Here is a 15,444-nt window from a genome sequence, read left to right as displayed (position 1 = left end):
TCTCATTCGGCTGCCATGGTCGTGAGACCCTCTAGCCGATCTTCCAGTTCGTCCGCTGCATCCTGAAGCGCCGCGAGCGTTGCCTCATCCGGCTGCCAGAAATTGCGGTCGTTTGCTTCCAACAGGCGGTTGGCCATCCGGGCACTTGCCTGTGGGTTCAGATCAGCCAGACGGCGGCGCATATCCTCATCCAACACGAATGTTTCGCTCAGCCGCTGGTAAACCCAAGGGTCCACTGCATTGGTCGTTGCAGACCATCCGAGCGTGTTGGTGAATTGCGCCTCAATCTGGCGCACGCCTTCGTGGCCATGCTTCAGAAGGCCCTCGAACCACTTGGGGTTCAGGCTGCGCGAGCGTGTTTCTAACGCGACTTGGTCCTGCAGTGTCCGGACCTTGTTACCGCCACGAGTTTGGTCACCAATGTATACCGGCGGCTCCATGCCCTTGGCGCGTTTGACTGCCCGCGAAATACCGCCAAGCGTATCGAAATAGTGATCAACCGTCGTTACGCCCAGCTCAACGGACTCAAGGTTTTGATAGGCGATGTCTACGTCGCTGAGCACATTGTGGAGCAGGTCCGTGGCCTTGGACGCCTTGCCATTGCGGCCATAGGCAAAACTTTTGCGGTTCTCATAGGCGTCAGCAAGCTCGCCCTCATCGTCCCACGCACCCGAGTCGACCAGCGCGTTGACGTTCGCGCCATAAGCGCCTTCGGCGTTGGAAAAGACCCGCAAGGCGGCTTGTTCCATGTCGCAGCCCATCTTTGCCGCATAATCCAGGGCATGGGCCCGGACAAAGTTCATCTCTACCGGCTCATCGGCGACAGCGGCCTGATAGGCAGCATCCGCCAACATTCGGGTCTGCAACGGCAGAAGGTCGCGGAAAATACCAGACAGGGTCATCACAACGTCAATGCGCGGACGCCCCAGTTGTTCCAGCGGGATCAGGTCTGCACCACTTAGTCGGCCAAAGCTGTCGAACCGAGGCTTAGCTCCCATCAACGCAAGCGCCTGGCCGATCGGGCCACCGTCAGATTTAATGTTGTCCGACCCCCAAAGCACCAACGCAATAGACCGCGGCAGCTCGGCATGGGTCGCCAGCAAGGCATCCGCCTGTTTCCACCCATCCTGACACGCAAACGCGGTGGGCATACGGAACGGATCAAACGCGTGAATATTGCGCCCAGTCGGCAGCACGTCCAGCGACCGGATCAAATCACCACCCGGAACAGGTTTGATGTACTGACCGCTGAGCGCGCGCATCAGACCGTCAATCTCGGTCTCTTGCTGAAGCAAGTGGTCAATCTTGGCGCGTGTTTCACTGTCCAAGTCGGGCATGACGCGGATATGTTCGGCCCGCTCAGCATCGGTAATCGGACGCCCCACGATATGCAGCCCATCCGGGATCAGCGCGTCTTCGGTTTCCAACAGCTTCAGCCACAGCGTTTGAGGGTCGCAATCGTTCAAATCAACGGCCTCAGCTTGCGCACGGATCAGGTCCTCCAACTCGGCCCGCTCACCTGCGTCGGGCGCAAGGCCACGCCAACGGGTCAGGCTGTCCTTCAGCTCCGCCAGACCTTTGTACAGCCCGCCAGACGCCAATGGAGGCGTCAAATGCGTAACCGTCACCGCTCCAGACCGACGCTTGGCCAAGGTCGCCTCAGACGGGTTGTTGGAAGCATAAAGATAGACATTCGGCAATTCACCGATCAGGCGGTCTGGCCAATCGCACGCCCCTAGGCCCGATTGCTTGCCCGGCATGAATTCAAGCGCACCATGCATCCCAAAGTGCAGAACCACATCAGCTCGGTACTGATTGCGCAGCCATAGATAGAACGTGACGAACGCGTGGGTGGGGGCAAAACCTGCCTCAAACAAAAGACGCATCGGATCGCCTTCGTACCCAAACGTAGGCTGCACCCCGACAAAAACGTTGCCAAAATGCTCACCCAGAACAAAGACGCCCCGCCCATCGGATTGCACTTTGCCCGGCGCGGGGCCCCAAACACTTTCGATCGCAGCAAGCGGCGGCGTTGTGCGCACGATGGTATCGGCATCCACATGCGCCGCAACGTTGGCCTGCTGACCGTATTGCTTGGAATTGCCCTCAAGGATCGAGGCGCGCAAAACATCAACACTTTCGGGAACATCTACGGTGTAACCTTGCGCCTTCATGGCATGCAGGGTGTTGTAGAGGCTCTCAAAAACGCTGAGATAGGCGGCGGTTCCGACGGCACCCGCGTTCGGCGGAAAGCCAAACAGCACCACACCGACCTTCTTGTCGGCGTTTTCCTTGCGCCGCAAACGGGCCAACCGCAGCGCCTTTTCCGCAAGGGAAATAACCCGCTCTTTGCACGGCGCCATCGCCTTAGTGACATCGCCGCCATCACACCCCATGTTGCACCCATTGCATCCCTCGGCGCCATGACGCCCAGCGAATACAGTTGGGTTGGTCGCGCCATCGAGTTCGGGCAAAGCGATCAGCATGGTCGTTTCCACCGGACCCAGCCCCTGCGGCGCAGAGGCCCACTGGCCAAGTGTCTGGAACTCTAGTGGATGCGCGGCCAGATAGGGCACATCCAGCTTCGATAGCGTCTCAACCGCGGCCGAACTGTCGTTATAAGCAGGCCCCCCAACAAGCGAGAAACCCGATAGCGAAACCATCGCATCAATCGTGGCACCATGCTCATTGAGAAAGAATTCCTCAATCGCCGGACGGCCATCAAGCCCCCCTGCAAAAGCTGGAATAACGCGAATGCCCTTCGCCTCAAACGTACGGATAACATAGTCGTAGTGGGCGGTATCGCCGCTCAAAACATAGGATCGCATCAACAAAAGACCGACGGTAACGCTATAACCTTCAGGCTTTGGCAGCACCTTTACGTCGGTCGTGATACGCTCCGAAAGGTCAGGGTGGTACGCCCCAACGTTAGGGTACTCAATCGGCGGGTTGGACCGGCCGCCGCGCAGTGTGGCATCCGACGCATATCGCCCGACCAAAAAACGAACCATCTGTTCGATGTTCTCATCGCTGCCGCCCAGCCAATACTGCATGGTCAAAAACCAGGCGCGCAAATCCTGGCTTTTACCGGGAATGAACTTGAGGATCTTGGGCAGACGACGCAGCATCTTCATCTGCTTTTCGCCGCTTGCACCAGATGGCTTTTTCGATCCCCGAAGCTTCTTCATGAACTTCATCGCACCGGATGCGGGCTTGGACATGTCCAGCTCCCCCATCTTCGTCAACGCCACAATCTGTGGGTCCGCAATAACCCCAATCATAGCATCACAATCAGGGCGACGCGCCTCTAGCGCGGGCAGAATTGCATTCACCTGATCCTCAAAAAAGATCAGGTTTGCGACGACGATATCGGCATGCGCCACCGCAATCTTGGCTTCCTCAAGGGCTTCCGGATTTTCCGCCCACTCAGCCGCCGCATGGATTTCGACCGTAAGGCCGGGCATGTCGTCACTTACGCGGTCCAATACACGCTGCGCAGAGCCCAGCGCGTGACTGTCCAACGTAACCACCACAACGCGGTAGCCGGGGATATGCCGGTCATCGCGCATAATGCGCCTTCGCTTCATAAAGGGTGTCTTTGCTGATCTGGGTCATCCCCTTTTCAGCGGCGTATTTCTCAGTGTTCCGCTTGGCCTTACCACGCACAAAGAAAGGGATCTTTTTCAGTTCCTTCTCAGCATCCGCCAACCAAACCATCACATCGGAACCAAGGTTTTCGCTCTTTGGTTCCTCAATATCCCGGGGGGCTGGGGGCTGGCCCCCAGTGTGCGCCCTCTCCTCGGGGCGTGGTGCGTGGCCTCCATGGTGCGACGGCCCCGCTTCATCGTGAAACTCGAAATCCTCGCGGAACATCGCCAAAAGATGCTCCTCTAGACCCATCACAAGCGGATGGATCCAAGTGTCAAAGATGACATTCGCGCCCTCAAACCCCACCTGCGGGGAATAGCGCGCAGGGAAATCTTGTACGTGAACAGGCGCGGATATCACGGCACAGGGAATACCCAATCGTTTACCGATATGGCGCTCCATCTGTGTGCCAAGGATCATCTCGGGCGATGCATCCTCAATCGCCTTTTCGACCTCAAGGTAGTCGTCCGAAATCAACGCGGGCACGCCGATTTCTTTGCCCAGCGCGCGGATGTCACGCGCGAACTCACGGTTATAACAACCCAGACCCACGACCTCGAAACCCATTTCCTCGCGGGCAATCCGCACGGAGGCTTTCACATGGGTCGCATCCCCAAACACAAAGACGCGTTTCCCAGTCAAATAAGTAGAATCGACAGACCTACTCCACCACGGCTGGCGCAGGCGGCTTTCATCGACTTTCGGGTCTAAACCGGTGATTTCTCCGACCTCGGCCAGAAATTCACGGGTGGCATTCACACCAATCGGAACCGTTTTCGTGAACGGCTGTCCAAGCTCTTTTTCCATATAGCGCGCTGCCGTCTCGGCGTGCTCAGGATAAAGCAATACGTTGAAATGGGCTGCTCCCAGACGGGTCAGATCCGTGGGCGTCGCACCCATAGGTGCTACGACGTTTACGTCGACACCCATCTCGGACAGCAAGCCGGTCAATTCTTCAACATCGTCGCGGTGGCGAAAGCCCAAACCAGTTGGCCCAATGATATTCGCCGTTGGCCGCGCTGTGCGGTCCAATGGCTTGGCCAAGGCGCGAACCAGCTGGTAGAATGTTTCATCCGTGCCGAAGTTTTCTTTGCGGGAATAGCTGGGCAGGTCCAGCGCGATAACCGGCACAGGCAGGCCCATGGTTTCTGCAAGGCCACCGGGGTCATCTTGGATCAACTCCGCGGTACAAGATGCGCCGACAATCAGGGCCTCAGGCTTGAACCGCTCATAGGCTTGGCGGCAGGCATCCTTAAACAGATATGCAGTATCAGCACCCAGATCGCGCGCCTGAAACGTGGTGTAGGTGACCGGCGGACGATGGTTGCGACGCTCAATCATCGTAAACAAAAGATCAGCGTAGGTGTCGCCCTGCGGCGCGTGCAGCACGTAGTGCAAACCCTTCATGCCCGTTGCGACGCGCATTGCGCCAACGTGGGGTGGGCCTTCATATGTCCAAACGGTCAGTTTCATACGGCCAAGATCTCCTTGCGCCGAACAGGGCGCGAAAACAGACCCGCAAGATCACCGGCTTGTTCGTAAAAATGCACAGGGGTGAACACCAACTCGATGGCCCATTTGGTGGTCAGACCCTCCGCCTCAAGCGGGTTTGCCAGGCCAAGGCCGCAAACTGTTAGATCCGGGCGCGCGGCACGGGCGCGATCAAGTTGCAGATCAACGTCCTGTCCCTCTGAGATTGTGGGCCCCGCTGGCATCAGCTCAAGGTCGGGACGTACGAGGCCCATGTGGATATACGGTGCACCGACCTCAATCGCCTCCATGCCACATTCACGGGTCAGAAAGCGGGCCAGAGGTATTTCCAACTGGCTGTCAGGGAAAAAGAACACCGACTTGCCGCGCAACGCTTCGGCCGCTTGGCTGATAGCCTTGCGGGCACGTGCGCGGGGGGCCGCAGTCACGCGGTCAAACGTTGCTTCATCCACACCAAATTCGTCAGCGATGGCCTTGAGCCAAGCCGTTGTGCCCTCTTCGCCAAACGGGAACGGCGCACGGATAGCTTTGGCGCCGCGCTTGGCCAACTCAGCGTCAGTGTCACCCAAGAAAGGCTGCAAAAGTGCGTAGACTGTGTTGCCACCAATCCCCGGCGCACCATCGGCGCGGGCGGCGGGCAAAACGCGAATGGGGCCAATGCCCATATCCGACAACAGGCTAATCGCCTGATCTTCGACAACATCCGGCAAGGCACCGACCAGCAGCAATTCACGCGCATCGGTTTTTGGCAAACCGGGAACCATCGACGCAAGGCAAGCATCTTCGCCCTGCGTAAAAGTCGTCTCAATCCCGGAGCCGGAATAGTTCAGAACCCGCACATGTGGGGCATGTTCCTCGGTTAGCCGTTCAGCAGCGCGCTGAAGGTCCAGCTTGATGACTTCTGACGGACAGGAGCCCACAAGAAACAACTGCTTAATGTCAGGCCGCCTTGACAGTAGGCGCGCAACCTCTCGGTCAAGCTCTTGATGGGCATCCGCCATCCCCGCAAGGTCTTTTTCCTCAAGGATGGCCGTGCCAAACCGAGGTTCAGCAAAGATCATCACGCCAGCTGCCGATTGCAGCAAATGGGCACAAGTGCGCGACCCAACGACCAAAAAGAACGCATCCTGCATCTTGCGATGCAGCCAGATAATTCCCGTCAGCCCACAAAAGACTTCGCGCTGACCGCGCTCCTTAAGGACCGGAGCATCAGCACAGCTAGCGGATTGAATGTTGGACGGTTTATTCAAACGACCGCCTCCCCTTCGAGACGGGCCATGCGTAATTTCAACAGAAACTGACCGGCGTTGATGACGTAGGCAACATATGCCGCCAGAGCGAGCCACATTTGATCAACAGGCGACAGACTGCCCGTCAGAAGCGCCCAAATGTAGGCAGTGTGCAAAGCGATCACGACAAAGGAAAACACGTCTTCCCAAAAGAACGCCTTGGCGAAAAGATACTGACCGAAAACGATTTTTTCCCAAATCGCGCCGGTGATCATGATGGCATAGAGAAAGAGTGTTTTGACCACGATAGAGATAGTGGCGGCCATGTAACCTTCGCCGGTCCACAGATAGCGGGCCACCAACACAACTGAAACTGCAAACACGAGGAACTGCAAAGGCGCCAGAACCCCTTGGATCAAGGTCCAAATGGTATTGTCGCGGCGCGTTCTTTCTTCCGGCGTATAGAGCCTTATAGGCTCTTTGCGGTTCGGCGTCCGTGGGTCCATCACGAGCGACTCTCCCTTCTTCGTGTAATCTCTAATCTTCGCTATGCAGAGGCTAAGTGTCAACTAAAACTTACACTACGCTTGTTGACACTTGAAATAACGCGCTATGGTTTCTTAACGGGAAAAATGAAGGCGCTATCGGGTATTTGCTCAGCCTGCCTCCACAAACCCCCATTCAAAGGATTGCTCAGAGTGTCAGCTTTCATTGACATTTGGGTTAAAAAAGCGTAATTACGGGATTGAAGGTCTCCCGGCCCCGGTATCGCCAAGTTTGTGGCGCAGGGGGTGACTGCGGAGAGGTGAAATTATGGTCAACGGACCGAAAACAGCGGCCCTGACATCTTCCGGACTGAACCACCGCGGCGGCGTGAATAGTCTGGCCGTGCAAGCATTGTCAGTCCTCAAGGCCAAGAGCGGCGCGATTGCGCCTGATTACAAAAGCCCCCAGCTGGAGGCGATTTGTGACGCGTTTGTTGCGCCGGATGAGGCTGAGCGTCACGAGGCGATATCCGCGCTACAGTCACATGGCCTTTCGAACACGGACATCATCGAACACATCATCCCCACCACCGCCCAGTTGTTGGGGGATCGGTGGTTTGCAAACGACCTTAGTTTTGCCGACGTAACGATTGGTGCCGCCCGACTGCAGGAAACCATTCGCGCCCTGAACGCCAAGTCGGCCCAAGATCAAGTCTTGAGCGGAGACAGCATCCTTCTGGTCGTGCCTCGCAACGAACATCACACACTTGGCGTATTTGTCGCCGCACATAAGTTCCGCGCACTTGGCGTTGATGTCCAACTCGCTGTTGGTATGCACCCCGCACAAGTCGCTCAAATGGTTAAAAAATATCGCTTTCCAGCGGTTGGGATTACATCCTCGGGCCGACGCAGCCTAAGTGCCGCACGGGAGCTTGTAGATGCCGTCAGAAAAGCCGTGCCAAAGATAACGCCAATTGTTATTGGTGGTGGAGTGTCCAACCTACCCCTGGATATCAAACAGATTACGGGTGCAGACCACGTTACGTCTGACCCCGAAACAGTCATAGACTTGTGCGGACTTGAAACTTCGTACAACTTGGAGGCGCAAAATGTTTAGTAAACTCCACTTAGCATTTCGCCAAGCACGGATGGACCTAAAGGGATGAACACCCGCGAAACCGATTTTTGGAATGAGCGTTCCGGCCCCCGGATTGCGCCCGAGCACTTCAACAATATTGTTGCGACGGCAGCCGACCTGGCGATCATTCTGGACATCACCGGCAAGGTGCGTTCGGTGGTCGTGAACCCGCTGAACCCAACCCTTGGCCGGCTGGATCACTGGGCCAATCGTGACATCCGTGAATTCCTCGCAGAGGACTCGCTTTCAAAGCTTGAGGCCCAGCTTGAGGCACACAAGGGTGGCGCAGCAGACCCCGTCGACGCCATCGAGGTGAACCATTTCGATAATGCGAACTGGGAATTCCCGATTCGTTATACGCTGCACCGCACCGGCCAAGAGGGCGTCATTTTGATGCTCGGGCGCGATCTGCGCCCTGTAGCAGAGCTGCAGCATCGTCTCGTAAAGGCGCAACTTGCGCTCGAAAAAGACTACGAAACCCACCGTGATTTTGAAACGCGTTACCGTGTCATCATGGAAGCCGTGCGCGACCCCTTTGCCCTCGTGGATGTAAACACAGGTCGGATCATTGACCTTAACTCTGCTGCGGCTCAGGTTCTTGGTGGCAACCAAGACAACCTGTCTGGCGGCGCATTCACCCAAGAGTTCGAGGGCCGTCGCCGTGGCGAGTTCATCGAAGCTCTTAGCAATGGTGCAAGCGTTTCGGGCGCAGGCCCCGTGTCCGCCGAAACGAAACGTGGCGGCAAATCCGTTGTGATCCACCCCACCCTTTTCCGCGCCGCAGGCGATCGTGTCCTGTTGTGCCGGATCGAAACCGCCGAAAGCGCCGAGTTCATTGCCGAAGATCTCGCGCTGACGCTGTCTGGTCTGTACCGCGACGGCGCCGACGCGATGGTCTTCACCGACAGTCATGGCCAAATCCGCTACGCAAACGACGCGTTCCTGTCGCTGTGCGATGCGGGCGCGCTTTCGGATGTCCGCGGCAAAAGCTTTGGTGATTTCATGGCGCGGGGCTCGGTTGACCTTAAAGTCTTGACCGACAATGCGGCGCGCACCGGCAAAATGCGCGTCTATTCCACCCGGCTCGAAAGCACGTTTGGCACCCAAGTCTCTGTCGAGGTTTCAGCGACGCACCTTGCGGGCTCCACCTCCCCGGGCTTTGCGTTTGTGCTCCGCGATACATCGCGGCTTGAAGTCGTGCGGGAATCCGGCGGCATGCCACCCGTTCCCGGCGTATCAGACGAGGCTATGCACAACGTCATGGATTTGGTCGGCTCTGCACCGCTCAAGGATATCGTCGCCGCGACAACAGATGTCGTTGAGAAGATGTGTATCGAAACAGCAGTTGAGCTAACCGACAACAACCGCGTCGCCGCTGCTGAAATGCTTGGCCTGTCGCGCCAGTCTCTCTATGTGAAGCTCCGCAAATACGGGCTGCTGCACAAAGACGGCGACTCCTAAACCCGTAAACTAAACTAGACACTTTTGCGCGGCAGGTGATTGGTTTCACTTGCCCGACTCTATTTTGTTAAGCTATGCTGACAACATGACTGTCAGTTTAGATTTACACTCAGACCGTGTCTATCCAGAACCAGCGGCGATGCTTCGACTGATCAAACCGATCACGTGGTTTCCGCCGATGTGGGCCTATTTGTGCGGCATCGTCTCATCGGGGGTTTCCCCGCTTTCACATCCTTTTCTTGTGGTTCTCGGAATTTTCCTTGCGGGGCCAGTGGTTTGCGGGATGTCGCAGGCTGCAAATGATTGGTGTGATCGTCATGTCGATGCCATTAACGAACCCGATCGCCCCATTCCATCGGGGCGCATTCCCGGCCGTTGGGGCCTGTGGATTGCGCTGGCGATGTCTGCGCTATCGCTATTCGTCGGTGCGTTTCTGGGCACATGGGGTTTTGTCGCGACTGTTGTTGGCGTGCTCGCGGCTTGGGCCTATTCCGTCGAACCTATCCGCCTCAAGCGCTCTGGCTGGTGGGGACCCGGATTGGTCGGACTATCCTACGAAAGCCTGCCGTGGTTCACCGGGGCCGCCGTTGTCGCCGCAAGCTTGCCATCGACAGAGGTCATCCTGCTCGCGCTTCTTTATGGGGTCGGCGCGCATGGGATCATGACGCTCAATGACTTCAAAGCCCTTGAGGGCGACCGCCAAATGGGCGTCAACTCTCTGCCTGTTACGCTAGGCCCGGAACGGGCCGCGCGCGTGGCATGCTGGATCATGGCAATCCCACAATGCATCGTGATTGGCCTGCTGATGCACTGGGGCCGCGAGTGGTTCGCCTTTGCGATCTTCATCTCGTTGATCGTGCAATTCATGGCCATGCAAACCTTGCTTAAGGACCCGAAAGGCCGCGCGCCTTGGTACAATAGCACCGGCGTCACCCTATACGTTTTGGGGATGATGGTGGCTGCCGTTGCAGTCAGGGGGCTGGCATGAACATCGGCTGGCTCACTCTTGCGCGGCTATGTCTGGTGAATATGGCGATTGGGGGCCTCGCCGCCCTGCCCGTCAATCTTTTCAATCGGTTAATGACCGTTGAACTGGCCCTGCCCGCCCTATTACCCGGGCTTTTGGTTGCCCTGCACTATGGTGTCCAAATGACCCGCCCTGTCTGGGGCCACAGGTCGGACGCAAAAGGCGGCCGGACGCCTTTTATCATTGGCGGTATTGCTGTGGTCGGCTTGGGCGTTGTGCTGGCCGCTATCGGCATCAAAACTGGTGAAGCCTCAACACCACTCGCGCTTGGCATCTGGTTTGTGGCCTATTGCACGATCGGGATCGGCGTCGGCGCGGCGGGAACATCGTTCCTTGCGCTACTGGCTGTTGCCGCGCCAGCGGCACGCAAAGGTGCAGCGGCAACGCTTGCGTGGCTGTTCCTGATCGCGGGCGCAATCATGGCCTCCATCGGAACCGGCATCGCGCTGGAACCTTATAGCCCAGACAGGCTGATCACCGTGGTGACAGTCGTCTCAATCGTCGCATTCGTTCTCAGCATCATCGCGACATTCCGGGTCGAGGCGGCACTTGGCCCCGCACCCATCAAGCAAGATACCAATTTCAAAACCGCGCTTCGCAGTGTCTGGGCCGATCCATCGGCAAGACGCTTTACAGGTTTTGTCTTTCTCTCAATTCTCGCGTTCTACCTATCAGAGCTGATCTTTGAGCCCTTCGCAGGTCACGTCCACGGACTTGGCCCTGAGGATTCAACCAAACTATCCGGCGGCAAAGACGGCGCGGCCCTAATGGGTATGATCGCAGCTGGGCTTCTCTCCACCCTTGGGTACGGCACGTTACGGTTCTGGGCCGTGACCGGGTGTGTGATCTCGGCGCTCGGGCTTTTGGGGCTAGGCAGCGGGTTTGCGTTGATCCCGTCCACGGTGATGCTCGGCCTTGGCAACGGACTGTTCGTTGTAGGGGCCGTGGGGTCCATGATGACCCTCGCCTCAAACCACGAACGCGAAACCGGCACACGAATGGGCGTGTTTGGCGCAGCCCAAGCCATCGCGGCGGGGCTGGCGGGGCTGGTGGCTACCGGCACTCTCGACATCGCGCGCGCCTTTATGACGGACGCGGCCGCCTACGGCACCGTATTCACGTTAGAGGCCGTGCTCTTTTTGATGGCAGCCCTCATGGCGCTACAAATTCTAGAAAAACGGCGCGAAACACACGCGCTTCAACCAGGGGAATGACCATGTATGACGTTGTTGTCATTGGAGGGGGCCCGTCGGGCGCCACAGCCGCCGAAGACCTAGCACGTGAAGGCCGCAAGGTCGCAATGATCGACCGCGCAGGCCGCATCAAACCGTGTGGCGGCGCGATCCCACCCCGCGCCGTGCGTGATTTCAACATCCCCGACAGCCAGATCGTTGCGCGGATCAACACCGCCCGGATGATTTCCCCCACCCTGCGCCAAGTCGATATCCCGATTGAGGATGGCTACGTTGGCATGGTCGACCGCGAGCATTTTGATGAATTCCTTCGGGTGCGCGCCGCCGATGCGGGGGCGGAACGGCACACTGGGACTTTCCTGCGGATTGACCGCGATGGCGAAGGCACCCACGTCATCTATCGTGACAAACAAACCCGCAACGAAGTTCGCCTAACCACGAAGCTGGTGATCGGCGCGGATGGCGCGCGGTCAAACGTAGCGAAACAAGAGGTCCCCGGTGGGGACAAAATCCCATATGTGATCGCGTATCACGAGATTATCAAAGCCCCCGGCAAGATCGGCAGCTACGATCCCGCCCGGTGTGACGTGATTTATGACGGCAAGATCAGTCCTGATTTCTACGGTTGGGTATTCCCGCACGGCGACTCCGCCAGTGTCGGCATGGGGACCGAGGACCCCGACGTTGATCTTAAACAAGCGACCGCAGACCTACGCGCCGCATCGGGCCTGACGGATTGTGAAACCATCCGCAAAGAAGGCGCGCCTATCCCGTTGAAGCCAATGGATCGTTGGGACAATGGCAAGGATGTCGTACTGGCCGGTGATGCCGCTGGTGTCGTGGCCCCCTCCTCTGGCGAAGGCATTTTCTATGCGATGGTTGGTGGCCGCGTGGCAGCTACCGCAGCGGCTGCCTGCCTTGCGTCTGGTCAGGTCAAAGACCTTCGGATCGCGCGCAAGCTGTTCATGAAGGACCACAAGGCTGTGTTCAAAATCCTTGGCGCGATGCAAAACGCCTATTATAGGAGCGACGAGCGGCGCGAACGGTTCGTATCGCTCTGTCACGACATCGATGTTCAAAAGCTCACCTTCGAGGCTTATATGAACAAGGAATTGGTAAAAGCCCGTCCCATGGCGCATATCAAAATCGGCATCAAAAACCTTATGCACCTGATGGGTGTCATTCCGGCGACCCGCGCATGACCATTATGATCCCCGCTTGGGTCGATGGCACGTTGACCCCCGTTGAAAAACTGGAGGCCCATGTCAAAGGGCTCCGGCACAAGGCCATTTCGGTGTTTGTGATGGATGGGGATCATCTGCTGATCCAAAAACGCGCGGCGGGCAAATATCACACGCCGGGTCTATGGGCGAACACCTGCTGTACCCACCCCGAATGGAACGAAAGCGGGATGGACTGCGCGCAGCGTCGGCTAAAGGAAGAGCTGGGCATCACAGGACTGACGCTCAATCAACGCGAAACGTTGGAATACCGGGCGCCCGTGGGTGGCGGCATGATTGAGCATGAGGTCGTTGAAGTCTTTGTTGCCAATGCACCCGACGTCACATGGGACCTCAACCCGGATGAGGTTGAGGCAGTGAAATGGGTACACACCGACGCATTGTCAGCCGATATCGCGCGCAACCCAGATCAATTCACCGCCTGGCTTCGGATTTACATGACCGAACACAAAGAGCGTATTTTCGGCGACCTGATCCGCGCCTAGGCAGGATCAGGAATACCCGAAGGCCGTGTATTTGTTCACAAGGCCATTAAAGACACCTTCAGTAGATGGCTTAACCTCTTCGCGATCCCAAACATCGGATCCGGGCTGTAGGCTGTGCACTTTGCAGATCTCGATGTTACAAACGATTTGAAGCTGAACACCTGCCACGTTGGACAGGGTGATCTCGGAAATCGTCTCGATTTCCTCTGCTTCGTTTTCGTCCGCAAAAGCGGGGGAAAAGACGGTGGCCGTCATAAGGGCCGCAACAAATGCTTTTTTAAACATGATAACCTCGTGGTTGGCAGACGCATCAGCCTCCCACAGGTCTTTGTTAAAACTATGACGTGGCCTTGGCCGTTTGTGGCGAAATTCGGACGCCCACGGCATCTAGGGCTGCCTTTGCGATGTCGCGCGCGGTCAGCCCGGCATCTGCGTACATATCCGCAGGGCTTGCCTGATCAATGAACCGATCCGGCAGGGTCAGCGTCCGAATGGCAACGCCCCCATCTAAGCGCCCCGTCTTGGCCAGCCAGTGCAAAACCATTGCGCCAAAACCACCCTCACACCCCTGCTCTATCGTGATCAGCGCATCGTGTGTCTCGACCAGTTGCGCGATCAAATTTGTATCAAGCGGTTTGGCAAATCGGGCATCTGCCACGGTGGTGCTCAGCCCGCGTGCATCAAGTTCTTCTGCTGCGGCAAGTGTTTCATTCAGGTGGGCGCCAAAACTTAACAGCGCCACACGGTCACCCTGTTTCACGATACGGCCTTTGCCGATTGGCAGGACCTCACCATGCTCTGGCATATCACAGCCAACACCCTCACCGCGCGGATAGCGCAGAGCGATGGGGCCACTGTCATGCGCAGCCATTGTGGCCATCATATGAACCAGTTCCGCCTCATCAGCGGCGGCCATGACAGTCATGTTTGGCAACGTCGCAAGGAAGCAGATATCGAAGGCCCCCGCATGGGTCGCGCCATCAGCACCGACCAGCCCTGCCCGGTCAATGCAGAACCGCACAGGCAAGTTTTGCAATGCAACATCGTGGGCAATCTGATCGTAACCGCGTTGCAGAAAGCTGGAATAGACGGCGCAGAATGGTTTCAGCCCGCTGGCCGCCATCCCGGCGGCAAACGTAACGGCGTGCTGTTCGGCAATACCCACATCAAAGACGCGGTTGGGCATGACCTTTTGCATAACATCTAAGCCAGTCCCGCCCGGCATCGCCGCCGTGACCGCGACAATCTTGGGATCAGCTTCAGCCTCAGCCAGCAACCTTTTCCCAAAAACGCCCGTATAGCTGGGTGCGTTGGGGGCAGTTTTCTTCTGCTGCCCAGTGGCGACATCGAACTTAGCAACCCCATGATAGCAACAATCCGACAGTTCGGCTGGGTTATAGCCCTTGCCCTTTACCGTGACGGCATGGATCAAGACCGGCCCAGTGGCCTGCGCCTTGGCGGCACGCAACACACTAAGAAGCTGGCCCATATCATGTCCGTCAATTGGACCGATATAGGTAAAGCCCAACTGCTCAAACAGCGTCGCATCACCCGTGGCACCGGTCATCAATGCCTTGGCGCGTTCCGCGCTTTCGCGAAATGGACCGGGCAAGTGTTTTGCGATCTCATCGGCCATTTGGCCAAAGGGCGACTTGGACAATTCGCTCAAGTATCGGGACATTGCGCCCACCGGTGGTGCAATCGACATCTCATTATCGTTCAAGACAACGAACAAACGCCGCCCTTCACTGCCGGCATTATTCAGCGCTTCATAGGCCATGCCCGCGCTGATGGAGCCATCGCCAATCACGGCAATTGCGTCGCCCGTTGCCTCTCCCAAATCGCGCGCGGTGGCAAAGCCAAGGGCCGCTGAGATTGAGGTTGAGGAATGCGCCGCGCCAAAGGGATCATATTCGCTCTCGGAGCGTTTGGTGAAACCCGACAACCCGCCCTTTTGGCGCAGTGTCAGCATCCGATCCCGGCGACCGGTTAGAATTTTGTGCGGATAACACTGGTGACCCACATCCCAGACCAGCTTGTCATGGG

12 protein-coding genes are annotated in these 15,444 nt (G+C 57.5%); 6 read left to right on the top strand and 6 right to left on the bottom strand.

The genetic code is table 11. The annotated features are described in order from the left end of the window. Nucleotides 1–2 precede the first annotated feature (2 nt). The 4 genes from AC4GMC_RS05675 to bchF are packed head-to-tail and all read right to left on the bottom strand — an operon-like array spanning nt 3 to nt 6,874. On the bottom strand, nt 3–3,569 hold the full coding sequence (locus AC4GMC_RS05675) for a magnesium chelatase subunit H (RefSeq protein ID WP_487877746.1): 3,567 nt from the start codon (nt 3,567–3,569) through the stop codon (nt 3–5). After that, nucleotides 3,559–5,121 (bottom strand): ferredoxin:protochlorophyllide reductase (ATP-dependent) subunit B, encoded by a 1,563-nt coding sequence (gene bchB / locus AC4GMC_RS05670; protein WP_487877747.1) that lies wholly within the window; start codon nt 5,119–5,121, stop codon nt 3,559–3,561. The genes AC4GMC_RS05675 and bchB overlap by 11 nt, the downstream gene beginning before the upstream one ends. Then, on the bottom strand, nt 5,118–6,389 hold the full coding sequence (locus tag AC4GMC_RS05665; RefSeq protein WP_487877748.1) for a ferredoxin:protochlorophyllide reductase (ATP-dependent) subunit N: 1,272 nt from the start codon (nt 6,387–6,389) through the stop codon (nt 5,118–5,120). The genes bchB and AC4GMC_RS05665 overlap by 4 nt, the downstream gene beginning before the upstream one ends. Next, on the bottom strand, nt 6,386–6,874 hold the full coding sequence (bchF, locus tag AC4GMC_RS05660) for a 2-vinyl bacteriochlorophyllide hydratase (RefSeq protein WP_487877750.1): 489 nt from the start codon (nt 6,872–6,874) through the stop codon (nt 6,386–6,388). The genes AC4GMC_RS05665 and bchF overlap by 4 nt, the downstream gene beginning before the upstream one ends. 307 nt (nt 6,875–7,181) lie before the next feature. Between bchF and AC4GMC_RS05655 the strand changes: the two genes are divergently transcribed. The 6 genes from AC4GMC_RS05655 (at nt 7,182) to idi (ending at nt 13,398) form a co-directional block, all read left to right on the top strand. Then, the gene (locus AC4GMC_RS05655) at nt 7,182–7,970 is read left to right on the top strand and encodes a cobalamin B12-binding domain-containing protein (protein ID WP_487878710.1); all 789 of its coding nucleotides are present in this window, start codon (nt 7,182–7,184) and stop codon (nt 7,968–7,970) included. A gap of 45 nt (nt 7,971–8,015) precedes the next feature. Then, nucleotides 8,016–9,452: a transcriptional regulator PpsR gene (gene ppsR / locus AC4GMC_RS05650; RefSeq protein ID WP_487878709.1), complete on the top strand. Its 1,437-nt coding sequence runs from the start codon at nt 8,016–8,018 to the stop codon at nt 9,450–9,452. 85 nt (nt 9,453–9,537) lie between these two features. After that, entirely contained in the window at nt 9,538–10,440 is a 903-nt protein-coding gene (chlG, locus tag AC4GMC_RS05645; RefSeq protein WP_487878947.1) for a chlorophyll synthase ChlG, read from the top strand. Continuing rightward, a complete protein-coding gene (locus AC4GMC_RS05640; protein ID WP_487878074.1) occupies nt 10,437–11,693 on the top strand; it encodes an MFS transporter in 1,257 nt (418 codons plus the stop codon). Before chlG ends, AC4GMC_RS05640 begins: the two co-directional genes overlap by 4 nt. A gap of 2 nt (nt 11,694–11,695) precedes the next feature. Next, nucleotides 11,696–12,874, top strand: coding sequence for a geranylgeranyl diphosphate reductase (locus AC4GMC_RS05635; RefSeq protein WP_487878073.1), 1,179 nt, complete (start codon nt 11,696–11,698; stop codon nt 12,872–12,874). Further along, the gene (gene idi, locus AC4GMC_RS05630; protein WP_487878072.1) at nt 12,871–13,398 is read left to right on the top strand and encodes an isopentenyl-diphosphate Delta-isomerase; all 528 of its coding nucleotides are present in this window, start codon (nt 12,871–12,873) and stop codon (nt 13,396–13,398) included. Before AC4GMC_RS05635 ends, idi begins: the two co-directional genes overlap by 4 nt. A gap of 6 nt (nt 13,399–13,404) precedes the next feature. On the opposite strand, the gene AC4GMC_RS05625 is transcribed toward idi, so the two are convergent. Together AC4GMC_RS05625 and dxs are read right to left on the bottom strand one after the other, a co-directional pair. Beyond that, nucleotides 13,405–13,683, bottom strand: coding sequence for a hypothetical protein (locus AC4GMC_RS05625; protein WP_487878071.1), 279 nt, complete (start codon nt 13,681–13,683; stop codon nt 13,405–13,407). A 52-nt stretch (nt 13,684–13,735) separates the two neighbouring features. Next, a partial coding sequence (gene dxs / locus AC4GMC_RS05620) for a 1-deoxy-D-xylulose-5-phosphate synthase (protein WP_487878070.1) occupies nt 13,736–15,444 on the bottom strand: 1,709 nt, incomplete at its 5' end.

This window comes from Thalassobacter sp. (assembly GCF_982993085.1).
This window is presented reverse-complemented; position numbering and strand designations above follow the sequence as displayed.